The 23,367-nt window shown below is 47.1% G+C and carries 17 protein-coding genes; 5 read left to right on the top strand and 12 right to left on the bottom strand.

Annotated elements, in window-relative coordinates; all coding sequences use genetic code 11:
• Window positions 1-29: 29 nt before the first annotated feature.
• The 6 genes from nosR to rapA all read right to left on the bottom strand — a co-directional run bounded on the left by nosR (window position 30) and on the right by rapA (window position 10,945).
• Window positions 30-2,207, bottom strand: coding sequence for a transcriptional regulator NosR (nosR, locus tag QZZ54_RS10405; RefSeq protein WP_290702469.1), 2,178 nt, complete (start codon window positions 2,205-2,207; stop codon window positions 30-32).
• A gap of 111 nt (window positions 2,208-2,318) precedes the next feature.
• Window positions 2,319-2,729 carry a copper-binding protein gene (locus QZZ54_RS10400; protein WP_290702467.1) on the bottom strand — a complete coding sequence of 137 codons (411 nt, stop codon included), beginning with the start codon at window positions 2,727-2,729 and terminating at the stop codon, window positions 2,319-2,321.
• Window positions 2,730-3,023: 294 nt separating this feature from the next.
• Window positions 3,024-6,047, bottom strand: a complete 3,024-nt coding sequence (locus QZZ54_RS10395) for an EAL domain-containing protein (RefSeq protein ID WP_290702465.1) — start codon at window positions 6,045-6,047, stop codon at window positions 3,024-3,026.
• A gap of 186 nt (window positions 6,048-6,233) precedes the next feature.
• Complete coding sequence (locus tag QZZ54_RS10390; RefSeq protein WP_290702463.1) at window positions 6,234-6,539, bottom strand: c-type cytochrome; 306 nt, start codon at window positions 6,537-6,539, stop codon at window positions 6,234-6,236.
• Window positions 6,540-6,672: 133 nt separating this feature from the next.
• The gene (locus QZZ54_RS10385; protein ID WP_290702461.1) at window positions 6,673-8,004 is read right to left on the bottom strand and encodes a DEAD/DEAH box helicase; all 1,332 of its coding nucleotides are present in this window, start codon (window positions 8,002-8,004) and stop codon (window positions 6,673-6,675) included.
• A gap of 67 nt (window positions 8,005-8,071) precedes the next feature.
• Window positions 8,072-10,945, bottom strand: coding sequence for an RNA polymerase-associated protein RapA (rapA, locus tag QZZ54_RS10380; RefSeq protein ID WP_290702459.1), 2,874 nt, complete (start codon window positions 10,943-10,945; stop codon window positions 8,072-8,074).
• A 271-nt stretch (window positions 10,946-11,216) separates the two neighbouring features.
• Between rapA and QZZ54_RS10375 the strand changes: the two genes are divergently transcribed.
• On the top strand, window positions 11,217-12,512 hold the full coding sequence (locus QZZ54_RS10375) for a DEAD/DEAH box helicase (RefSeq protein ID WP_290702457.1): 1,296 nt from the start codon (window positions 11,217-11,219) through the stop codon (window positions 12,510-12,512).
• 73 nt (window positions 12,513-12,585) lie between these two features.
• Here QZZ54_RS10375 and QZZ54_RS10370 read toward each other — a convergent pair whose 3' ends face one another.
• On the bottom strand, window positions 12,586-13,272 hold the full coding sequence (locus QZZ54_RS10370) for a winged helix-turn-helix transcriptional regulator (protein ID WP_290702454.1): 687 nt from the start codon (window positions 13,270-13,272) through the stop codon (window positions 12,586-12,588).
• A gap of 131 nt (window positions 13,273-13,403) precedes the next feature.
• Here QZZ54_RS10370 and QZZ54_RS10365 point away from each other — a divergent pair, with 131 nt between their 5' ends.
• Complete coding sequence (locus tag QZZ54_RS10365; RefSeq protein ID WP_290702452.1) at window positions 13,404-13,838, top strand: GFA family protein; 435 nt, start codon at window positions 13,404-13,406, stop codon at window positions 13,836-13,838.
• Window positions 13,839-13,916: 78 nt separating this feature from the next.
• Entirely contained in the window at window positions 13,917-14,864 is a 948-nt protein-coding gene (locus tag QZZ54_RS10360; RefSeq protein WP_290702450.1) for a carbon-nitrogen hydrolase family protein, read from the top strand.
• 69 nt (window positions 14,865-14,933) lie between these two features.
• Here QZZ54_RS10360 and leuA read toward each other — a convergent pair whose 3' ends face one another.
• Window positions 14,934-16,592 (bottom strand): 2-isopropylmalate synthase, encoded by a 1,659-nt coding sequence (gene leuA, locus QZZ54_RS10355; RefSeq protein WP_290702448.1) that lies wholly within the window; start codon window positions 16,590-16,592, stop codon window positions 14,934-14,936.
• A gap of 366 nt (window positions 16,593-16,958) precedes the next feature.
• Between leuA and QZZ54_RS10350 the strand changes: the two genes are divergently transcribed.
• Both QZZ54_RS10350 and QZZ54_RS10345 read left to right on the top strand, forming a co-directional pair.
• Complete coding sequence (locus QZZ54_RS10350) at window positions 16,959-17,447, top strand: Lrp/AsnC family transcriptional regulator (protein ID WP_290702446.1); 489 nt, start codon at window positions 16,959-16,961, stop codon at window positions 17,445-17,447.
• A 116-nt stretch (window positions 17,448-17,563) separates the two neighbouring features.
• On the top strand, window positions 17,564-17,974 hold the full coding sequence (locus QZZ54_RS10345; protein WP_290702444.1) for a hypothetical protein: 411 nt from the start codon (window positions 17,564-17,566) through the stop codon (window positions 17,972-17,974).
• Between the two features lie 32 nt (window positions 17,975-18,006).
• Here the strand turns inward: QZZ54_RS10345 and QZZ54_RS10340 are convergent, their stop codons facing one another.
• From QZZ54_RS10340 to QZZ54_RS10325, 4 genes are read right to left on the bottom strand one after another with little or no spacing between them, the layout of a single operon-like run.
• Complete coding sequence (locus QZZ54_RS10340) at window positions 18,007-19,119, bottom strand: DUF3524 domain-containing protein (RefSeq protein WP_290702442.1); 1,113 nt, start codon at window positions 19,117-19,119, stop codon at window positions 18,007-18,009.
• A 38-nt stretch (window positions 19,120-19,157) separates the two neighbouring features.
• On the bottom strand, window positions 19,158-20,345 hold the full coding sequence (locus QZZ54_RS10335; RefSeq protein WP_290702440.1) for a hypothetical protein: 1,188 nt from the start codon (window positions 20,343-20,345) through the stop codon (window positions 19,158-19,160).
• Window positions 20,346-20,375: 30 nt separating this feature from the next.
• Window positions 20,376-21,632 carry a hypothetical protein gene (locus QZZ54_RS10330; RefSeq protein WP_290702438.1) on the bottom strand — a complete coding sequence of 419 codons (1,257 nt, stop codon included), beginning with the start codon at window positions 21,630-21,632 and terminating at the stop codon, window positions 20,376-20,378.
• A 30-nt stretch (window positions 21,633-21,662) separates the two neighbouring features.
• Window positions 21,663-23,090 carry an SPOR domain-containing protein gene (locus tag QZZ54_RS10325; RefSeq protein ID WP_290702436.1) on the bottom strand — a complete coding sequence of 476 codons (1,428 nt, stop codon included), beginning with the start codon at window positions 23,088-23,090 and terminating at the stop codon, window positions 21,663-21,665.
• Window positions 23,091-23,367 lie beyond the last annotated feature (277 nt).

Raw genomic sequence — 23,367 nt, 5'->3', positions numbered from 1 at the left:
CCCAGTCTTATGACGAGGCGGTGTTTTATTTAGGCGCCTGACCGTACCGTCAGGTCGTCAATTTCTACTGCTGGAATTTTACTTAAAGCAGCTTCTTGCTTAGCTTTTTTACGCTTTTTCTGTACCAGCGGAGGACACTTGTCATCCCGGTAATAAGTTACCTGGCAATCCAGACACTGATGGCACTCATTAGCATTGATAGTGCCGTCCGGATGGATCGCCTGAATCTCACATTCATTTGCACAGATCTTACATGGCTGACCACATTCTTTACGGCGCTTGAGCCAGTCGAACAGACGCAGACGGGCAGGAATAGCCAAGGCTGCACCCAATGGACAAACATAACGGCAATACACTTTACGGGTAAATATGTTGATCACTAACAGGAACACCGCGTAGAACACATAACCCCAATCACGGTGAAACTTAAGCAAGAATGTTGTTTTAAATGGCTCAATTTCAGCAAAACGCTCAGCCTCAGACAGAGACTCCAACGAGATAGCAAACAATCCCAACAGAATCACATACTTCAACGCCCATAATCGTTCATGTACTGCAAATGGCAGATCATATTGTTTAATCTTCAGCTTACGGGCCAGCTCATTAATCAACTCCTGTGCCGCACCAAACGGACACAACCAGCCGCAGAATATGCCTCGTCCCCAGAGCAACATAGTCATCGCAGTAAAGCCCCAGAGAATGAATAGCATCGGATCAAGTAGAAACAGATCCCACTGAAAATCACCCTGGAATGCATTCATGAAGGTGAAAACATTCACCACCGACAACTGACCCAGGGCATACCAGCCAATAAAGACCACCGTAAACACCAGATAAACACGACGAATACCGTGCATAAGCCGCGGATAACGTACCAGTACATCCTGGATAAAGATCACAATGAACAAGATAACAAGGGCTACTGTCAGCACACCAATCTGAAATGCCCGCTCTTTCCAAATAGCTACCCAGAGCGCTTCAGGCTCTGGCTCAACGATTGGTTCAGGGCGATCCAGATACTTCTCAGGCGTGAGATAATCAGCGTGGAAGCTAGTAAAAACACTTTCCAACGCACCTTTCTGACGACGAACTAACAACTCCAGTTGCCAAGGGCTACCCAGATCAAAATCATACTGATTACGGATGATAAAGATGGCCATCTCACGAAAACGAGGGAAACCATCAATGTAGACATCATCAAGGCGGTAGAAATCGGTATCGTGGAAACTGATCGACTTACCATCTTGCTGTAATTGAGTTCGGTCGAAGATACCGCCGCGTACGTAGCCATTTCCCTTGAACGAGTATTGGCCTTTACCCATAACAGCAAGTGCCTGATCACCTTCATCTAGCTCACCCATCAGCCAGTCATACTGATCATCACCCAGTAAATTGCGACCAATAGTCGGGATATTAAGTGGCGCATAGTACATATCGATAAACATGCGCTGCTGCTCTTCAGCAGTAGGGTTCCCCTTAGTCGCTGTTGCAGTCCCCTCAAAGGCTTTATCAATATCACCTTCAACTAACAGCAGACGACGAACCGAGCCATCTCCGGTCAGCGTAGTCCAGTCTGCTTTAACAAACTGACCTGGTTTTATCGTTGCAGGAGGCGTGATCGGCTGCTCCGACAGCCCCGCAATACCCAGAACCTGAGCAAACTTGCGGGCCGAGCGCATAATGGCTTCGTTTACCACTATCACGGTGACAGTCGCACCGGCTATCACATCGACATTCAATACATCTTCGTTATTACCCGCACCGACACGAACTTTATCGGTCACGTGCAACCCTTCATAGGCCGCCACAAAATCAAACAGTTTCTGTTCAGGAATACCCACTAACAGGATCGGTTCATGATGTTCCAAAACCCGGGTAGCAAGAATGCCTCCTTCGGTATCCATCACCACCAAAGTATTTACCGGTTTACCGGAATAAGCAGGAATTTTAACCACATCATCGGTTTCAAAACCGTAGCCAAGCACTTCTTCGCCTTTATAGGCAGTCCAGGCAAGCGGCTTATCGGCAAGCACTGGTAGTTTTTCACCAATAGACGTGGCTTGGGGGAAAGCTCGGGTAATGGTGTCCAGTTTTTGCTCATCAGTCACTGTCACCATCGCTGATACAACGGGTGAAATAAGGCAGGTTGTTATCATAAAAAACAGTGATAACAGGTACTGCTGGAGTGAACGAGAATACGATTTCATTGCTGCTATCCCTGAGGCATATAACTTATATCTTGAAGAAGGCGACTCATGTGTATCCCATAAACTAAAACGGATCTACAACACGGGGCCTGGTAGCTCTAAACAGTGCTGCTAATCCAACAACTCTGTAATAGTAAATTTCATTAGCTTGTCCTGTTTCAGTTTGAAACGGATCTTTTGCCCCGGTTGAAAGTCGAGAACGGAGAGCCCTTCGGACAGGTTAAATTTCATCTGCATCGCCCCCATATTCCACAGAGGGATAGGCTGATGTCGAACAATGATCTGCTTGGAATCTACAAGAATGCGTTGAACAACGCCTTCGGTAACAACCTCATCAGCTATCATATTCATCGCGGAATGGTTATCTGATGATTTTACTGCTGCGTGCTGTACTACTTGCTTACTGTCATCACTACTTGCGTGAGAATGATGCTGCATATCCTGCGCAAAAACAGGAAAGCTGATCAAAGTGAGGTTCGTGATCAGAGCAATTAAACGAGAACCTTTAAATCTAAAACTCACCACAGACTCCCTAATCTGTTTTTAGGTGCGACAAATTGTCACACCTGAACAGTATCAAGGATAGTACATACTTGACTTGATAATTATCAACCTAAAAAAGAAATCAAAAGAGGTATGCCGGCACCGAGGTGGTATTGGCAGCAAGCCTATTGATGAAGCTGATCACCTGTACTCTCAGCTTCAGACAATGACTCAATTAACAGGAAAGTAAAACAGTGATAGTGCTATTGCACTATACAGATCATCAATAGCTACAGATCTTAAACACAATGGAAAATTCAAAGTAGGTTAGGGTCAGGATTCATTCAACGGATCGGGTATAGCAAGGGTCAGCCATTCAGCCGCAAATTCGTTAGCCGGTACAGGTCGACTAAACAGATAACCCTGACCAAAATCGCAGCCAACTAACTTTAGCAACTGCGCTTGCTCTTCGGTTTCAACCCCTTCCGCAATCACTTTGATACCCAGCGTATGGGCCATTACGATAATCGCCTCACAGAGTACAAAGTCGTGGGAATCGGGTTTTAAGTTACTGACAAAACTCTTATCAATCTTAAGATAATCAATATCGAACTGTTTCAGATAGGCCAGTGAAGAGTACCCTGTCCCAAAATCATCAAGCGATACCTGAATGCCCTGATCCCGGAACTGTAACAGCTTATCAGTTACATCTTTACCCATTTCCATCAACAGAGATTCTGTAATTTCAATACAGATATTTTCTGGTTTCAGTCCTGATGACAACAAACCACCAAACCAGTCGGGCTTGCTAGAGTTATCATCTTTGTACTGCACCGGAGAGGTATTGATAGAGACCTGTAGATCGGTATCGTAATGTGTTTTCCAAGCCGAAGTTTGCCGTATAACCTCAGCAAAAACCCAATTGCCGATACTGACTATCAACCCCGTCTCTTCTGCTAAAGGAATAAAGTCCAGCGGCGGAATCTGCCCTTTAGGATGATTCCATCTTATTAACGCTTCAGCTTTAACCACTGACCCACTTTTAAAATCAATGATTGGCTGATAGTAGAGTTCCAATTGCTCCAGGCTGATAGCATCACGTAACTCATTAAGCATATGTCTGCGGCGTTGAGCTATCGCTTCCATCTCAGAGGTAAAGTAGTGATACCGATTACGCCCCTTATCTTTCGCCGTATACATCGCCTGATCTGCATTTTTTAAAAGAGACTCCAACGTCATCGCATCACTCGGGTAGAGAGTAATACCAATACTGGCTGAGACAAATGATCGGTGATCCTTCAGAATGAAAGGCTCGCTCATCTGCTGCAGTATTTTCTGGGCAACTCGCTCAACTACCGCCAGATTACCGACCTCATCCAGGATTACTAAAAACTCATCACCACCCAGTCTTGCCACAGTATCAGTAGAACGAACAGATGACTTCAATCGCAATGCCGCTTCTTGAAGTAAAAGATCTCCGTGGTCGTGTCCCAGAGTGTCATTGACCTCCTTAAAACGGTCCAAATCCAACATCATAACCGCAACCTGACGCCCTTCACGGTCTGCTCGCTTCATCATCTGTCTTAAACGATCAGCAAAGGTTCTTCGGTTTGGCAGATCGGTTAAAGAATCATAATGGGCAATTCGCGAGAGCTCTGCATGGGCTTGTTTCTGCTCTACCAAGCTTACATCGATGCAATACATCTCTTTTGAGTTACTTTCCGACTGCAACATTACATGGCTACTAAATACAGGGACATGGCTACCATCCTTACGCTGCAATTCTAGTTCTGCCGGTGGAATCAACTCCCCCTCTTTTACCCATAACCCATGCGCCTCAATTACCGCCTGACGCATCTCCTTAGGGATAATAAGATCTTCAAGGCGCTGCCCCTGGGCCTCTTCACTACTAAAACCATAAAGCGCTTCGCTGGCATCGTTCCAATAAATTACCCGTCGAGCCTCATCGTAACCCTGCACAGCGATTGCCGGCAGACTTTCAATCAGTTCACGAAATCGAGATTCACTCTCCTGCACCAATAATTCCGTTAACTTCTGGTCGGTTATATCAATCATTAAGCCTCTCAGCCAACGTGGTTTTCCAGCCTCCGCTACCACACTAACTATATCCCTCAACCAAACAGTAGCACCTGCCTGAGTAATAAAACGGTACTCAAACTCATGGTCTTTCAAACAGTTCGTTTCATCCTGACAATAACTAACTGCCTGCTCGCTATCATCCGGATGGATATGCGCTTCCCAAAAACCTTTCTCAAGCCATTTCTTGGCAGGATAACCGAGAAGGCGTTCTGCATTTTCGCTGATATAGGTAAAGGTAAAGGTTTCAACATCCGCTTCCCAGACGATGCCTTCGGTTGTATCTACCAGGTCTTTGAATCGCTGCTCACTCTTCTTATAGGCCTTTTCAGAACGTCGTAGCCGGTAGATCCAATATAGAAAGAAAATAAACAGTAGCGATATAGCCGCCCCAAATTTAAATATTTTTTCCAGCGATATACCCTGAGGGATTTCCAGACCGATCCAGTTATCAAACACGGCATTATGTTCAGCCTCAGTAATACTGGCGAGGGCTTTCTGAATTATGCTTAAAAGTTCAGGGTTTTTATGCGAGACGCCGATACGAAACTCGCTCTTATAATCAGTATGGCCAGAGAAACTCAGATTAAGAATCCCCTCCTGCTTCATCACAAAGTTGGCGGCAGTTGCATCTCCTACAAATGCCGTAGCTTTTCCCTCAGCGACCATTTGTAGCGCTTGTTGAATCGTTGCGGTATTTACGATGGTGATTTCAGGATAATCTCGACGTAGTAGATCATTAGTAAAATGACCTTTATGGATAGCAACTCGCTTGCCATTGAGCTTATCCAGTGAACCTACATAACCACCAACTTGCTCACTAATGATAACGGCAGCACTGGAAATGTAAGGGTTACTGAAATCAAGATACTCATGCCGTTCTGCGGTTTGAACCAAACAGGACATTAGATCAAACTCGCCCGCCTTCGCAGCCTTCAAAACCTCTCCCCATGAGGACTTATCCGTGACAGGGATAAATTCAACTTCCAGACGCTGCTCAAGTATACGAAAGAAATCAGAAGCGATACCGGTGTATAGGCCACTCTCATCAATCCACTCATAAGGGGAAAACTTACGATCAATACCTAGTTTTAAACGAGGGTGTTTCTCTAGCCAGGCAATCTCTTCAGAAGAAAGATTCGCTGCTCGCCAGGAAGGTTCAGTAATCACTGAATCATTAGCCGCAGATGCCGTCAACGTTAAGAGACAGCACCCAAGATAAAATATAAAGGTCCCAATCCAGATGGGTATTCGTAACATCCTTATCTCCAGCCTTTCATAACGTTCCAGACCCAACTTTATAAAGCAGTTAGCTCAGGTAACTATTACTGTAACACCTTCTCTAATCGATATATTAATAATAGATGTAATACGTCACTTTTGGGCCGCACCGCTAAGATTTTTTTAGCAATAACAGGCCTACGCCCGTTATTGCTCATCTCAAATTTACAGACCTGATATGTAATCTGCTACGGCCTGAACGGAGGCATCATCTAGTTTATCCACCTGCACCTTCATTAACGCTTTTAGAGGCCCACCATAAGTACCGGCTTTATAACCATTCAGCGCATCTACAATTTGTGTGGCCGGCCACCCCTTAATCACTTGAGACTTACCCATAGCGACTTTTTCTGCGTTAGCACCATGACACTCAACACAAGTTTGAAAAGCAGCCGCGCCATCAGCCATAACCATTGGCGAAGAGAACGTAAACGCACAGGCTGCAAACAAAATACCACTAAATTTTTTCATTATATAAACCCCCATTATATGTTTTAACCCTATTTTAAACAGGGGTACTCATGTATTACAAAACGATCAGTAATCAGTTTGGGAGGTATAAAAAAAACCAGCCAATTGGCTGGTTTTCTCTTAAGACTTAAAATCAGTCGATTTTCTTCTTTTTCAACGGTGCCATACCATCATCTGATACGATCTCCCGATTCGCCTTCCGGCGATTTTTACGATCCTGAGGCGCTTTAACAACCCGTTTAGGGCGAACTTTTGCAGAATTATGAGAGACTTTATCAGCCGCTTTCACAGGGGCAGGTTTGAGCCCTTTGAACTTCGCTTTCAAACCTTGAAGTTCACTAAAAATAATCGGCTGTTGCAGGAAGCTCTCAACTCGTTTGAAAGCCTCCCAGTCTTTCGGTCCGACCAATGAAACAGCAACACCTTTAGCACCAGCCCGACCAGTACGGCCGATTCGGTGAACATACTCTTCAGCCTGTTTAGGCATATCAAAGTTAACCACCAGTGATACCTGCAGAAGATCCAATCCACGGGAAGCCACATCAGTAGTAATAAGTACCTGCTGCTGGCCACGACTAAAGCTATCCATGATTTTATTTCTGTCAGCCTGGCTCATCTCTCCGCTCAGGGCCGCCGTTTTCATCCCCTGGCCTGATAACAGTTGCGACAACCTATCGGTATCCGCACGGGTCGCGGTAAAGATAATCACCTGTTGATAAGTTTCGGTCTCGAGGATTTTCTCCAGAAGTGCCTGCTTATGATCCAGATGATCGGCCAGATAGAAACGTTTTTCGATATCTGCATGCTCTGCATTCGCGGCACCGATGGCGATACGCTTAGGCGCTTTCAACAGTTTAACAGCCATGCTATTAACCGCTGCGTGCTCCAGTGTGGCGGAAAACATCAGCGTCTGACGAAGTCGGTGGCTGGCGGTCTGGTTTATACGCGTTAATTCTGCGGCAAAACCCAGATCCAGCATTCGATCTGCTTCATCTAAAATCAGTAGCTCAAGCCCCTCAAGAAAGAGTGAGCGTTCATCTAGGTGATTGACCAAGCGACCTGGCGTTGCAACGACGACATGGGGGTCTTTAGCCAGCTCTTTAGCCTGATCATTAAAGTTCTCACCACCCAGAACCAATGCCGCTTTATACTGAGTTCCACTGACTAAGCTACGAAGCTGGGCGTAAACCTGCTTTGCCAACTCGCGGGTGGGTGCCAGAATCAATACACGGGGGTCCCGTTTAGTCAGGGCCTTCTGGCGCATCAGACGCTGCATCGTCGGCAACAGATACGCCAATGTCTTACCGGAACCCGTTTTAGACGACGCAATCAGGTCATGTTTGGCCATCGCGGTCGGTATCGCCAGCGCCTGAATCTCGGTCGGCTCAGTAATTCCCTGATGATCCAGAATAGTGCTGAGCCGGGGGTCCAGCCCCAGGTCGTTAAAGTTTTCCGCGTTGGACAAAATCTGCTCCGGTTTTGACTAGCTGTTTACTAATTTCATCTAAATAAGACTACCAATGATAGCAGAATCAGGTTGCGATAATGACTCTGACCGCATCAAGCTTCATGGTGGCACTCTCAAGATACTGCTCCAGATCACTACGGGTCTGCGCCAGATAGTCGATCTCTTCCTGACGAATATTCGGATTCACCTGAGCCAGTGCTTTAAGTCGATCCTGTTCTGCACCCAGAACGTTCTGCACATTCTGTCGTGCTGCAGTCAGCATCTCAGGTAATTGAGTCTCGGCTATCGCTTCAACCCGATCCACCATCTTACTGATATCGGCACGGGTATGTTTAACAACCTCAACCGCCTGACGTCGCCCGACTCTCTCTGCCAGATTATTAATATGAGTTTCTGTCAGAATAGCACTGAGATCCGATCCGTTAGTATCCACCACTATCCGACTCAGCGTCTGGGGCAGATAGCGTTGTATCTGTATCTGTTTCGGTGCAGCACAATGCAGCGTATAGATTGACTCCAACAGCAATGTGCCAGGCTTCAGCGGCGGCAGTTTAATCGAGCAGACAGCGGTATTACCAAAGTCTCCGTCGGTAACGATATCCATAGTACCCATCACCAAAGGGTGCTCCCAGGTGAGGAACTGCATATCTTCGCGACCCAGCGCCAGTGTCCGGCTATAAGTCGCCGTCATCCCTTCAGCTGGCAGCCCTGGAAGACTGTCATAATGCATATGGTCCCCCGGACTAAGGATGATACTGTTGCTGCCGTGAACCTGTTGCTCCACACCAAACTGATCGAACATTTTCTCCATGTAACGACTCAGTTCAATACTGTTACCTGTCACTTCCATGCTTTCAGCGATCAGTTCAGCCTTAGCGGGATTACAGGAGTTCAGTTCCAGTAACCGGTCACGTCCCTGCTGCAAATCTTCTAATAATCGATCGGCTTCCTTACGGGTAGCACTAATCAGCTGTTCAAGATGAATTTCATCAAACTCTTCAAACAGTGCCGGGATAAGTTCTTCCAGGAACTGGTCAAACAGTACCTGACCCACTGGGCAGGCTCGTTCAAAGCAGTTAAGGCCACGGTGGAACCAGTCCAGCAGAACCGCCTGGGCGCTGAACTCATAATGAGGCACATGGATCTGTACATCATTGCGCTGACCGATACGATCTAAACGCCCGATCCGCTGCTCCAGAAGATCTGGGTTAAGAGGCAGGTCAAACAGCACCAGATCACTGGCAAACTGGAAGTTACGTCCCTCACTACCGATCTCAGAACAGATCAGAACCTGAGCACTCTCATCTTCATCAGCAAAATAAGCGGCGGCACGGTCGCGATTCACCAGGGTCATCCCCTCGTGGAATACCGCTGAGCGTACACCTTCATAAAGTCGCAGATGTTCTTCTAATGATTTTGCAGTTTTTGCATTGGCGCAGATAACCAGTGCTTTTAAGTCACGATTATCTTTAAGCCAGTCCACCAGCCACTCGACCCTGGGGTCTGCTTCCAGCCAGCGGTCAGCCAGAATTAGTTCCGGGTGCAGACGCTCTTCAAGATCTGCTTGTTCCAGCAGCTGCTGTTCACTTTCCAGAAAGAAATCAGGGCCCGGCAGTGGATAACTGTGCAGAATCCGTTTCGGGAAACCGCTTACACCGTCACGAGTGTTACGGAACAACACCCGACCGGTACCATGATGATCCAGCAAACTATCGACCGAATCGGCGATCGCCTGGTCAAGGGAGTCATTTTCAAGCTCTTGCTGAAGTTCACGGGCTACGTCCTCACCGAGATAACTGCCTAATTGAGCAAACACTTCAGGGGCATCTTTCAACTGTTCCCGCGCATCTTCTGCCAGTAGTTGTTCCACTAGCTTACTCACCGGCTGGTAACCAGTTTCCTCTTCACGGAACTGCGCCAAACTGTAATAACGATCAGGGTCTAACAAACGTAGCCGGGCAAAATGGCTGTTCACGCCCAGCTGCTCCGGCGTAGCGGTCAGCAACAACAGACCTTTTACTTCTCGGGCCAAAGCCTCGATACAGATATATTCAGGGCTGGACTCCTCTTCAGACCAGACCAGATGGTGGGCTTCATCCACCACCAGCATATCCCAGCCAGCATCCAATGCCTGAACCAAACGATCTGGGCTGGATTTAAGAAAAGAGAGATTACAGAGCACCAGCTGAGCAGTCTCGAAAGGGTTGATCCCTTCATCCGACAGCTCAAGTGCTTCACAACGCAGCTCATCAAGAATCGTAAAGCGTAGATTGAAGCGGCGTAACATTTCGATCAGCCACTGATGAATCAAACTGTCTGGCACTACAATTAGCGCCCTTGAAACTTTGCCACTAACTAACTGCTGATGCAGTACAAGACCCGCTTCAATGGTCTTACCCAAACCTACTTCATCCGCTAACAGAACCCTGGGCGCATACCGGCGCGCAACCTGGTGAGCGATATAGAGCTGGTGCGGCAGTAGCTGTACACGGGGGCCCAGCAGGCCATAACTCTCAGCTTGCAGATGGGAAAATTGATGTTTGAGTGTTTCAACTCTTAACTGAAAGCGGCTGATCTTATCAACCTGCCCGGCAAACAAACGGTCATGGGGTTTGCTGAAATGCACCGAGCTGTCCAGATCCTTCTCTTCAAGCACCAGTATTTCGCCGGTTTCATCTTCAGCTTGATAGACAATTATACCATTCAATTCCTGAAACGCGGTGATGGTCAATTTCAGTCCATCTGCGTTACGTACATGTTCGCCTACCGGATAGATAACACGGCTTAGCGGGGCATTATCGTCGGCGTATGTGCGTTCCTCTTCTACAGCAGGAAACAAAATTTCAACACGACGGTTGGAAATGCTAGTGACTAACCCTAGCCCCAGATTTGATTCGGTATTACTGATCCAGCGTTGGCCGGGAATAAATTCAGACACAAAGACAGCTCTCAAACAGGCAGAAATAACAACTTCAGTCACTATAGTCGACATTTCGAACTATTATCAGCTCATCGCAGATAGTGACAGATCTTGGCGGCATGATAGGCGTTGTGAAGGCCTACCTCAAGGCGCAATCGTCATCACTAGCCGATATGGCAAAATATTATTGAAATAGTGCGTCGAAACAGGCTAATCGACCACCTTCCTAAATATCCGACAAGGCAAAAATAAGGTATGCTTGCGCCTTTAAATCTGTGAGTACCCTTCGATGTTCTTTATCGACCTAAATCTGGATCTGGAAATACTGGGCCCATTAGCTGATAACAACTTTCTCAGCCCCCGTCCAATCCAGGAACAGGCAATTCCTATCGCACTGGAAGGCGTTGACCTTCTAGCCTCAGCACCTACCGGAACCGGTAAGACTCTGGCGTTTGTTTTGCCTGCCCTGCAGAAAATATTCGATGCGGATAACGATCGCAGCAGTGCACCCCAGATTCTGATACTCGCGCCAACCCGAGAACTGGCGAAACAGATCTATCAGGTCATTGAACTACAGACCCAAAACAACCGTATCAAGAGCTGCCTTATTGTCGGCGGTGTTCCCTTTGGGATGCAGAAAGGGATGCTGGCTGAACCGATCGATATTATGGTTGCCACACCGGGACGACTGCTGGAGTTGAATGCTCAGGAGTGGCTCGATCTATCAACCGTGAATATGTTGATCATCGATGAAGCGGATCGGATGCTGGATCTTGGTTTTATACACGATATAAAGCAGATCGCTGATGTATTACCTCTGGAACGCCAGACGCTTATGTTTTCCGCTACCCTCGAAGGGGAAAAGATCCAGCAGTTCGCTACTGATCTATTAAATGAAGATTCACAGATTGTGGCTGTAGAGCAACCTCGTCACATTCCATCCAATATTGAGCAGTTCGTATACCGGGCTGACAACGAGAAGCATAAAGAGTTTCTGGTTAAAGCACTGATACACCAGCCGGAACTAAAACAGGGCATCATCTTTGTAAATAGTCGCAAACAGGTCGAGCAATGGGTTGAGATTGTTCGTAGCGGCGGCATGCAATGTTATGGCCTGCACGGTGATATGCGTCAGAGTGAACGTAATCAACGGATCAAAGAGATGCGCCGTGGACGAATTAAGCTGATTGTAGCCACCGACGTTGTTGGTCGAGGCTTGGATCTGCCTGATCTTACCCACGTGATAAACCTCTATCTGCCGATGAAAGCTGATAGCTACGTGCACCGGTCAGGGCGTTCAGGCCGTGATGGCGCGAAAGGTATCGTATGGTCGATCGTAGAACCTCTGGACTGGCCAACGCTGGGTAAGATCGAACGTTTTATCGGCGAGAAGATTCCCCAACTTACTTTTCCTGGTCTGGCTCCGAAAAATCCTGAACCGGGTAAGAAAAGTGGCAAGCCTAAGGCGAAGAAGCCAACAGTAAAGAACAAGAAAGCGATAAAGAAAGCCGCTGCTAAGAAAGCCTCTTCAAAGAAAAAATCGCCTAAAAAGCGGGTTGGCCGAGGCCCTAAATCGCCAAAGTAGTATGATTAATGCTGTTCCTCTAACGAACGCATAAACTCCTGCTAAAAAAAGCCGCTTCATCTAAGCGGCTTTTTTATGCGACCCCTCTCTCGATATTCGCAAAGCCGCTAAACATGAGCCATTCGGGAATATTTCTCATAAGTTGAGAACTCCCCTTTATAACCAGTTTTCCTGACTTTTCGGCGCCTGCAAGGGAGACATCGCCAAGCCAAAGCTCGGTCATGGTTCTCAGATCGCTGAAAAAATACACATCGGGATCAAATCCCGGATCATCCACACAAAGGTCGATTTCGCTGTTTTCAGCCAGCATCCACCAGTGCTTATAGGTTCTATCCAGATCTTTAAATTCAAAATGCAAGACTGTGCGGGCTCTCGGTAGAGCCGAGCAGTTAATCGTGCGTCGCATATCCCACATCAACAACTCTACACTCAGATCGTCATCGGACATCTGACTACGTATCCAGCGGGCACCCCACTCACCCAGCCCCATGACAATCGGTTCCAACTCAAGGCCTGCCTGAGTAAGATGATATTCTCTGCTTTTATTATCCTCAGATCGCTTGGGTTCAACCAAGCCTCTGTCTTGTAGTACGTTAAGTCGCTGAGACAACATGGTTGGCGATATTAACGGCAAGCCCCGTTTAAAATCATTATAACGACGACTACCACACAACAACTCACGTATCAGCAGTAGCGTCCAACGCTCCCCCAACGCCTCACAAGCCTTAGCTATAGGGCAAAACTGTCCATAACCTTTCATATAAGAATCCTGTCATCACTCATACGCTACTACAGAAATCGTAGCTTAAGGTACGATTTCTGTACTAAACAAACTATAGACCCTCTGCTGTACTTAAGGCACACACCTCCTTAAAGCACAGAGGATTCATTATGAATATTGAACAACAATACCGGGGAAGTTGCTTCTGCGGAGCAGTTAACTTCAGCGTCACAACTCAACCGGTTCTTATGGCCTATTGTCATTGTGATTCCTGTCGCCATTGGTCTGCAGGCCCTGTCAGTGCGTTCACTTTATGGAACCCCGAAACCCTGAAAGTAACACAGGGCGAAGATCAGATTGGCAGTTATAAAAAAACACCCGGCAGTATTCGTAAATGGTGCCGCACCTGCGGTGGGCATCTGTTTACTGAGCATCCAGAGATGGGCGTCATCGATGTACCTGCCGCGATTATTCCTGAACTGAACTTCACACCCGCCTTACATGTGCATTATCAGGAATCCGTACAGCCAATGGCGGATGGTTTACCAAAAATGAGAGACCTCCCCACTGAAGCAGGAGGCTCCGGCGATCTAATCCCCGAGTAAAAACCCAGAGCAACCAGAACAATCAAATAACAACCCCGATGGCGCAAACACTATTGCGCCTGAAGTGGAGAAAACCTCATGGATATCAACGTAGCAATTTCACAAAAACCACCCGTTCTCTTAGATCTCAAAGCGTCAATTGCGCAAGCCGTTAATACAATTGAAGAGGTCGCAGCACAAGACACTCAACTGCTCGTATTTCCCGAAGCATTTCTACCCGGTTATCCCACCTGGATATGGCGACTTAAGCCCGGCGGAGATATGCCTCTGGGTAACCAGCTTCATACCTTGTTACGCAATAACGCAGTCGACATCTCTAACGGCGACCTGGACCCCATCTGCGAAGCGGCCGCCAAATATAATCAGGTCGTAGTGATGGGCATGAACGAGATCGATTCCACTTTCAGCGGGTCGACGCTATTTAATACAGTGGTCGTCATAGATACGGATGGCACTATACTGAATCGGCATCGAAAAATAATGCCCACCAATCCTGAACGGATGGTCTGGGGGTTTGGCGACGGCAGCGGCCTGCACGTCGTAGATACGCCAGTGGGTCGAATCGGTTGTTTAATATGCTGGGAAAACTACATGCCGCTGGCACGGTACGGTCTGTTCGCCCAGGATATCGATATCTATGTTGCGCCAACCTGGGATAGCGGCGACACCTGGATAGCCTCAATGAACCATATTGCCCGTGAAGGCGGCTGCTGGGTATTAAGTACCGCTACGGCGATGCAAGGTAGTGATATTCCCGATACTTTTCCCGAGCGAGACCGTTTATTTCAACCCGACGAATGGATTAACCCTGGTGACGCGGTTGTAGTGAAACCTTTTGGTGGCGTCGTCGCCGGACCACTTCACAATGAAAAGGGCGTGTTATTTGCCAGCATTGATATCGAAGCTGCGCGGGAATCACGCAAAGCGCTCGATGTGGCAGGTCATTACAATCGTCCTGATATCTTCCACTTAGAGATAGATCGTCGCGAAATGCCGCCTGTTACTTTCACCGATAACGCAGACTAAACCCCCAACACTCTAGACAACAACAAAAGCCCGGCAACTAAGTACCGGGCTTTTTTATCAGAACCTTTATCAAGCAGCCTGAACGGCTTCGATGCCACAGCGACTAAATGCGGTTAACATCGCCTGTAGGGCGGCAGCTGAAGTATCTTCGGCCACCGCAACAGCGCAATATTCATCGCCATTAATCTGCACCGCGATACAGGCCTGAGCATTAGCATCAGTTCCCCCACTTATCGCATGCTGATCAAACTGAATGACTTCAATCTGACACTGATAACCAGTTGTCAAAGCCGCACAAAGCGCTTCCAATGCACCTGCGCCTTCACCGGTGATATGCTGCTCGCCGATCTTAAAACCGGCACTCACATGCTGACCCTCTGCATGCAGATCGTAATCATGCAGTTGCCACTGGGGCACAACAGACACAAAGCACTCATCAAACAAACGTTTTATATTTACCGGTGAAACTTCAATACCACTCTGCTCAGCAGCTCCCTGAACAACACGACTCAACGGAAAATGCATCCACTTAGGCAGGCTTATATCGTAGTCCCGCTCCAATACCAGTGCCACACCCCCTTTACCGCTCTGGGAGTTAATCCGTACCACTGCTTCATATTCTCGGCCGATATCCCGTGGGTCAATTGGCAGATAAGCCACATCCCAATGGGCTTTCTTATGTTCTGTATGATAGTTCACTGACTTACGAATCGCGTCCTGATGGCTTCCGGAGAAAGCGGTATACACCAACTCGCCAGCCCAGGGATGACGGACCCCAACCGGGATTCCGGTGCAGCTTTCCACCACCTCATTAATTTCAATGATGTCAGAGAAATCCAGCTTCGGATCAATTCCCTGGGAATACAGATTCATGCCCATAGTGATCACATCCATATTACCGGTACGCTCACCATTACCCATCAGTGTGCCCTCAACCCGGTCAGCGCCAGCCAGTATACCCAACTCCGCGGCAGCTACCGCACAGCCACGATCGTTATGGGTGTGCAGACTCACTCGCACATACTGTCGATTCTTCAGATTACGACAGAAATACTCTACCTGATCGGCAAACAGGTGCGGAGAAGACATCTCCACCGTTGCGGGCAGATTAATGATGATGTCGCGACCAGCTTCGGGTTGCCATTGATCGATCACCGCATCACAAACTTCAATAGCGTAATCCATCTCGGTACCGCTAAAGCTTTCCGGTGAATACTGAAAGGACCACTGAGTATCAGGGTGATGTACAGCATATTGCTGTACCCATTTAGCCCCCTGAACCGCTATCGCTTTAATGCCCTCGCAGGACTGACCAAATACCTGTTCCCGTTGCACAGTAGAGGTCGAGTTATAAACATGAATCGTTGCCTTCTTTACGCCAGCCATCGCTTCATAGGTACGCTTAATCAGATCTTCACGGGCCTGGGTCAGCACCTGAATAGTGACGTCATCTGGAATTCTTTTTTCATCTACCAGCTTACGTACAAAATCAAAATCGGGTTTAGAGGCTGAAGGAAAACCCACCTCAATCTCTTTAAAACCCAGCTTAACTAACAGATCAAACAGGCGAGTCTTCTGTTCAACGCTCATCGGATTAACCAGTGCCTGATTACCATCCCGCAGGTCTACACTGCACCAGTCGGGCGCTTGCGTCAGGGCTTTGTCTGGCCAGGTACGGTCGGTCAAACGAATCGGTTCAAATGCACTGTATTTACGATGGTCAAACATAGCGTTGTCCTACTGGATATCTGCCTTCGGCAGTAAATTTATTAACCAATATAAAATTGAAATCCCGTGCGGGTGGCACGGGACCAAATCTGTATATCGCATACTTGTGGTACACATCAGTCAGCCCGGTAGACTGGCGCTTAAACCTGGTTAGACACTTTTAGTGTTTTCACCCACATCCGCTGGTAACGGCATGTTTACGTGGTTCTCGGCAAATATTTATCGCTGCAGCAATCAATAGAGCAAAGTTTAAAGCGATTGATGCGCAATAACCGATCTAAATAAATGAATTTTATCTAAATTGCGCAATATTAATAACTAAAATACAATAAACCTATAGATATAATTGCGCAGAGTTAAAAAACAATGAAATCAAATCATCCTATCGACAGTTTTGACTTAAGAATATTGCGCGAATTACAACAAGATGGCGGGCTCTCAAACCAGGACCTTGCTGAGAAAGTAGGACTCACAGCGGCCCCCTGTTCCCGGCGGGTAAAAGCACTTGAAGAAGCAGGGGTTATCAAAGACAGAGTCGTAAGAATTGATGAGCGGGCGGTAGATCTCAATCTGATAGCCATACTCCACATCAGCATGGATAAACATATCCCCGAACGCTTTGAAGAATTTGAAGCCGCTATCAGCAGTTTTCCAGAGGTAATGGAGTGTTATCTGATCACCGGTCATGACGCGGATTATCAACTAAAAGTCGCCGTACCGGATATGGATCGTTACCACGATATCCTACTGGGCAAGATTACCCGAATTCGCGGCGTAACGGGCGTGAAATCGGCTTTTATAATGCGTAAAATTGTTGATAGTACGGCGGTGCCGCTTAATTATATTAATAGTTAATCAAACGCTGCTAGCAACAAATTAAACAGACGTTTAAAAATCATTGTAACGAGCAAAACTGGCTATATAATTAACGCCATATTTTATCCGTTTTTAACTCAAGGAAGAGTAACTGTATGCGCTATACCCTCCTTTTATTTCTGGCTTTATTGACCGGTTGTAACACTGTTAATTCAACCAATACAGCTGCTAGTCACACACATCAATCCGGCAGCTGCTTCAGCTACTTTGTATGCGATATAAAGGTATTAGCTGAAGAAGATACTACGGGGCTAAAAATATCACTCGAAGGACTTTATCACCCCATTGAGAGTGTAACACTTTGGATTGATGGCAATACTCATCTCCTGACTGCTGAAGAGTTCGGTACCGCATATTCAATATCTGACGAAGGGTTACCCACTTCCACTCGACGATTCAGCCTGGAAGAGGGACTTAACAAAAACATAGATAAAGCCTATAGGGCCCGGTTAAGAATAGATCTGCAGTCTTACACTTTAGAGCACACTCTTAAAAAAACAGGCTAATCAGAGCCCTCATCGTAGTTAGTAATACCAGGTTAAAGTTGAGTATTTACAATGACATCGGCCTGCTTAGCAACTGTGCGAAACAGCACATCATAACGCTCCGCCATTGAACTCCAACTTAAGGCCGAAATATCAGGTGCAGCTTGGCAGGTTCCCGCCTGCTTTGCCTGTGCATAACTCATTACCGCATCGACCAAGCTTTCGGTCTCCCCTTTGCCGCTGGCATAACAGCAGTTAGGCGGAAACAGTTCTGGATAGGCCAGTCTGTTTGGGACCAGCGGTACTGCTCCCGCAGCCACCCCTTCCAACACAGCAATTCCCTGAAAATCATGTAAGGCAGTGGAAAGAACAATATCAGCCTGTTGCAGCAATCTACGGTATTCATCAATAGATTCAACAAACCCCCAATACCCCACCCGAATTCCCAACAGTTCTTTCAATGTCTGAAACTGCTCAGGTACTTTACGGAACTGCTGCCCGACCAGATCCATCCTGAAATCCACACCTGCATCACAGAGTCCCTGTACAGCATTTAGTAGCTCTTCAGGCCCTTTATCAAACTCCCAACGATGGTTCCAGATAAGCCGTATTGGCCCGGGTTGCGGGTCATGAGACAGATACGCAGATTGCGGCAAGGGGACTTGAAGCACGGATGAATTATTTTCTAACTGTTCTGTAAGTCCCGCTGGAACCTGATCAGGTAGTTTTTTTAACAATTCATTACAACCGGCCAGAAAGGAATTTCGGTTATACGCAGTATTAAAACAGATATGATCCGCCGCCAGAGCCGTATAGATGTTGAGAATCTTGGGCTCGACATTGCCATACTCCTTTCCGGATTCAGGATAAGCAAACTGATTCTCGTGAAAATAAACAAGCGTAGGAATACCGGCAAGATGAGGCACAAACCCACGCAGGGCAGATAGATCCGTCATTGAGGTCGCGACCACCAGGTCGTAATCCTGTTCAAGCACCTCTCTTTCATTGAAGGCCCAACTCAGGCTGTTACCCCGTATTCGCCAGGAAAAATACCGAGGAGGCAAACTCAAAACGGTCCACTGATGCTGACTTAGATTTTCGGTTAGCCCCTTGTGCCAATAGGCATGACTGGCAGCATCATAAGCAGAAAGCAGGAGGATCTTCATAAGCGGTTAGCCAGATTACAGTGCATTCTTAAAAAGGTTTAGTGCGTATAGAGTGAGCGATAGCTTCTTATCCAGGCATCTTTCGTTAAAGATTTCGGCAGTATTACCTTTAGCGCATTCTGCGCTGTAGCTCTATCGCTGAAGCCTTGTTTAAGCAAAACTACATAATCATGGCTATCAAGTACTACCGCATGGGCGGTATTTAACAGCCCCTGTTCCTGAAGAAAACTCTCAGCACTGTTATGGCTATTCAATCTTGCTAGCTGAACCACATAATGACGGGCCGGTTGAGCCTTTAACCATTCCAGGTTTTTTTCCTCGAAACGAGGTCTATCCGACTCCACAATTGCCAGCGGCTTAGATATAGATTGCGGATCACTCACTATTGTTTGCTGTAACCGAGCTAGAATTTTTTGATATAGCGCGGCACTGAGACCATTACCTAACTCATTACTGGTCTCGGCGTAGGCTAATGCATGCATCATATCCACCGGAACCCCAGTGCCCTCAAAATAGACTAGCGCCAAATTATGAGCCGCATACGGATTACCCTGGGATACCGCCTGATTGTACCAATGGATAGCCCTATAGGGGTCGAAATCAATGAGCAACACTCCCAGCGCTAGCTGGGCTTTGTCATCACCGGACTCTGCCGCCAATTCGATCCAGTATCTTGCGGCTTGTGGATCTTTCTCGACACCCTCACCCTGTAATAACATCAAACCGGTTTTTAACTGACTATCGGTCAGCCCCTGCTCTGCCGAACGCTGATATAAACTAAAAGCTTGATCAAGATCTTTTTCTATCCCCTCTCCCTTTTCATAAAGAAGCGCCAGGTTGCGCATCGCTTTGGAATTCCCCAGCTCTGCCGATTGTTGATAATATTTAAGTGCTTGTTGCTGATCTGCAGTTACACCTTTACCCAGTTGATAAGCGATGGCCAGATTATAAGCGGCCTCATGATGTTTACCGGCCGCTGAAACTGTCAGCCATTTAACGACTTTTCTCCAATCAGGAGTTCCTTCAAGACCAATTGCCTGCAAACGAGCGATATTAAAAGCTGCCTGTACATCACCCACTTGCGCCAGTGGGAGACAAGCCTGATACGCAGGTCCGATCTCGCCCTTAAGGAAAAGAGTCTGGCAACGCTCCAGATCCGTTGCAATTACAGACGTCGAACTAAGAAGCAAAACGGAGGTAAGAATTACTCTTAACCGGTTAAACATTATTAATCCTTTAATAAGCTTGCAGGGGGGTCAGTCTGCTGGTTGATAAGCATTCTGTATCGCCCCGTATGACCGAAACCAAACCTGATCAGAGATCGAGGCTGGTAACTGATTTTTTGCCAGCTTTCTTGCTTCAGCAGGTGTGCTTGCTGAATCAGCATACAGCACTACATACACCCTGCCGGCGTTGGTCAGCACTCTGAAATAGTTTGCCCGGCCTTCAAGTTTATTATCTTTCAGAAACTTTTTGACTGAACTGACTTTTGCCAACTGAATCAATTGAAGAACGTAACGTCCTGAAGACTGTGACTTCAGCCATTTGAAATCACGTAAACCGTTACCTATAGACCCCATTGAATCGTTACCGATAACCGTGTCGCTTTTAGTTTGCTGCGGTTTCAATGTTACGTCCGGTACTTCAGGCACTTCTGATTCAGCAGTTTCCAGAGCAACGACATTTGAAACCTCAGTCTTTTTCATCACAACCAAAGCCAGATCAGTTTGTACGCCTGCCTTGTTATCAGTTTCAGATAAAGCATCAGATCTCTTTGATCTCGATAACTCTGATTGCTGATTCAGGCTCTCTACCAGGGCATTGGCAGGTACGTGTCCCAGACGCATACTTTCACTGGCGTGCATCAGGGCTTTATCAAGATCCTGTGACTGCTCCAATTTTGGTTCACTATAGATCAAGGCCAATTGATAATGCGCGTAAGGGTTGTGTTGAACGGCAGCTTTATGGAATAGCTCAACAGCTTTCTGTGGTTCTGTGGATGACAGCAGAGCAGCCAGTGTCGTCTGCGCACTCTGATCACCTGCGGCGGCGGCATGCCCGAGCCAGCGTCCAGCCTGATTCAGGCTTTGCTCAGTCCCTACCCCTTTGAGATAAGCGATACCAGTCTTCAGCTGGCTTGGCACATCGCCCTGTTCACTGCCCCGCAGATACCACTTAAAGGCTGTAGAGTCGTCACGCTCAACCACTTCGCCTCTTTCATAAAGTACTGCCAGATTATAACAACCAGGACCATAGCCCTGTTCAGCAGAACGGGTTAACCATGTAAGCGCTTTTCCCAGGTTTGCCGGACGATTAATACCACCCTGAGTGTAGAGGCTGGATATAATAAAACTTGCTTCCCCATCCCCTTGCTCAGCCAGCGGCATACACTGTTTAAAAGCAGCGCTAAACTGCTTAGTCTGATAAAGCGTAAGGCATTGTTGATCCTGGGCCTGAGAAACTGCTGACCAAAGTAAAGACAGGGTCAAAAGCGCATAAAATATTCGAGGCATATCTATTCCAAATAGTGACAACAGCCAGGCCTACTGTCCGGCTACTCCATAAGAATCAGGTGCAAGATACAGCTCCTGAAGGCGGCGATACTTACGGATCCAGTGAGACTTTTGGGCCAATTCCGGAATATCGTCCAGAGCTTCGCGGGCTGCATCGATGGTGCCATAGTCTCCATATACCAGCACATAGAAAAGTCCGGCTTCCCTTTGAGTACGGAAATATCGAACCGAATCCGGCAATTTATGCTGTTTGATATAGTTAAGTACGCCGAGCTCTTCTTTTCCATACAGCAGCTGAATAGTAAAACGAGGTGGTGACTGACGCATCACCCAACCATCCTTAAGACGATACGGATTACCCGATTGAGATACGGGTTCAGACTTACGCTCAATTTGAGGTACTGCTTCGGGCTCTTTTTTCGACAAGGCCTCAGGCTCAGGTTCAGAATAACCTGCTGATGGTTCAGCCAGAACAGTGTCATTAGAAAGCGGAGCTAACGGTAGTGGCCGTTCATCAGCTGTTTTTTCAGGTATAGATGCAATAATCTGCTGTGATAGTTTCTGTTGCTCAGCTTGCAGTTCAATAACTTTTTGCTGCTCCGTCTCAAGACGCATCAGACTCAACAGAGAAACCGCTTCTTTATTACCTGTATCAACAGCTCGTTGAGCGAGTTCGACAGCCCGTGGATGATCAACTTCAACACCCTGACCTACGTAATAGACCAAGGCCAGATTCTGTAGTGCGACCCCATTACCCTGCTCTGCCGAACGTTCATACCAACTAAGGCTTTCTGCCGGATCAATTTCTGTCAGCATAACCCCCAGAGCGGCCTGAGCGTTTGCGTTACCAGCGGTGGCTGCTTTTCGTATCCAATGCTGCGCAGAGGCCCGGTTTGCCTCAACACCTCTACCATCTAGTAACATTGAGCCAACTTTAAGCTGCGCATCAGCTAACCCCTGTTGGGCAGCTCTCATATACCATTGATATGCACGTGAAGGATTTTTCTCTCCCGCAGCGCCCGATTCAAACATGTTTGCCAGCAGTTTTTGCGCCTTTGAATGTTGGGCTAACGCCGCTTGCTGATACCAGTTACGCGCTTTACTGTTACTTTGACTAACCCCCTGACCTAGCTGGTAGGCCAGTCCCAGACGATAAGCTGATTCCGGATGCCCTTTCTCAGCCGCAATGTGATCCCAGAACAGGCCACGCTGATCTTCCTGATTGGTATCCAGCCCCTGATAGTAGATATTTGCCAGAAGAAAAGCCGCTTTCGCATCGCCTAGTTCAGCCAGTTCCTGACATTGCTGTTTGGCTAACGAGTAATTTTCAGCAGAAAAAAGCTGATAACAATCACCGCTATTTTCATCACTGGCGATCGCTATAGAAGAGAATATCAGCGCTGAACCCAGACCGATAAATGTTGGAATACGAAACATATTTTTTTCTTGTTTGTACATAATCCCTGCCGTAAGCCTGAAGAGGTTATTTCTAAACTCTTCTTTGCATTTTGTACTGCCTCATTCCCCTGGAACTCAGCAGAAAACTGGCGACCAAAACAATCCTCTGTCGGGAGCCACATATCAGATCAGCCTGTATTTACTGACTATCACTTCAAAACAAGCTGGCAAAGCGTCACATCCAAAACTGAATGCTGAGTGTATAAAGACAATCTAACAAATTGTCAGCGATTCAATAAGAGATATTAGATAATAATTTTCCTAAAAAGCAAAAAAC

The organism is Amphritea sp., assembly GCF_016744155.1.
GTDB lineage: Bacteria > Pseudomonadota > Gammaproteobacteria > Pseudomonadales > Balneatricaceae > Amphritea.
Note: the sequence above shows the minus strand (reverse complement) of the source record. Positions and strands in the feature narration are given on the sequence as shown.

What these genes read in the sequence shown, in the direction of transcription:
- QZZ54_RS10395 (WP_290702465.1), bottom strand. Translation starts at nt 6,047, where the DNA reads ATGTTACGAATACCCATCTGGATTGGGACCTTTATATTTTATCTTGGG.
- QZZ54_RS10370 (WP_290702454.1), bottom strand. Translation starts at nt 13,272, where the DNA reads ATGAAAGGTTATGGACAGTTTTGCCCTATAGCTAAGGCTTGTGAGGCG.
- QZZ54_RS10365 (WP_290702452.1), top strand. Translation starts at nt 13,404, where the DNA reads ATGAATATTGAACAACAATACCGGGGAAGTTGCTTCTGCGGAGCAGTT.
- nosR (WP_290702469.1), bottom strand. Translation starts at nt 2,207, where the DNA reads ATGAAATCGTATTCTCGTTCACTCCAGCAGTACCTGTTATCACTGTTT.
- leuA (WP_290702448.1), bottom strand. Translation starts at nt 16,592, where the DNA reads ATGTTTGACCATCGTAAATACAGTGCATTTGAACCGATTCGTTTGACC.
- QZZ54_RS10325 (WP_290702436.1), bottom strand. Translation starts at nt 23,090, where the DNA reads ATGTACAAACAAGAAAAAAATATGTTTCGTATTCCAACATTTATCGGT.
- QZZ54_RS10350 (WP_290702446.1), top strand. Translation starts at nt 16,959, where the DNA reads ATGAAATCAAATCATCCTATCGACAGTTTTGACTTAAGAATATTGCGC.
- QZZ54_RS10330 (WP_290702438.1), bottom strand. Translation starts at nt 21,632, where the DNA reads ATGCCTCGAATATTTTATGCGCTTTTGACCCTGTCTTTACTTTGGTCA.
- QZZ54_RS10375 (WP_290702457.1), top strand. Translation starts at nt 11,217, where the DNA reads ATGTTCTTTATCGACCTAAATCTGGATCTGGAAATACTGGGCCCATTA.
- QZZ54_RS10360 (WP_290702450.1), top strand. Translation starts at nt 13,917, where the DNA reads ATGGATATCAACGTAGCAATTTCACAAAAACCACCCGTTCTCTTAGAT.
- QZZ54_RS10345 (WP_290702444.1), top strand. Translation starts at nt 17,564, where the DNA reads ATGCGCTATACCCTCCTTTTATTTCTGGCTTTATTGACCGGTTGTAAC.
- QZZ54_RS10390 (WP_290702463.1), bottom strand. Translation starts at nt 6,539, where the DNA reads ATGAAAAAATTTAGTGGTATTTTGTTTGCAGCCTGTGCGTTTACGTTC.
- QZZ54_RS10340 (WP_290702442.1), bottom strand. Translation starts at nt 19,119, where the DNA reads ATGAAGATCCTCCTGCTTTCTGCTTATGATGCTGCCAGTCATGCCTAT.
- QZZ54_RS10335 (WP_290702440.1), bottom strand. Translation starts at nt 20,345, where the DNA reads ATGTTTAACCGGTTAAGAGTAATTCTTACCTCCGTTTTGCTTCTTAGT.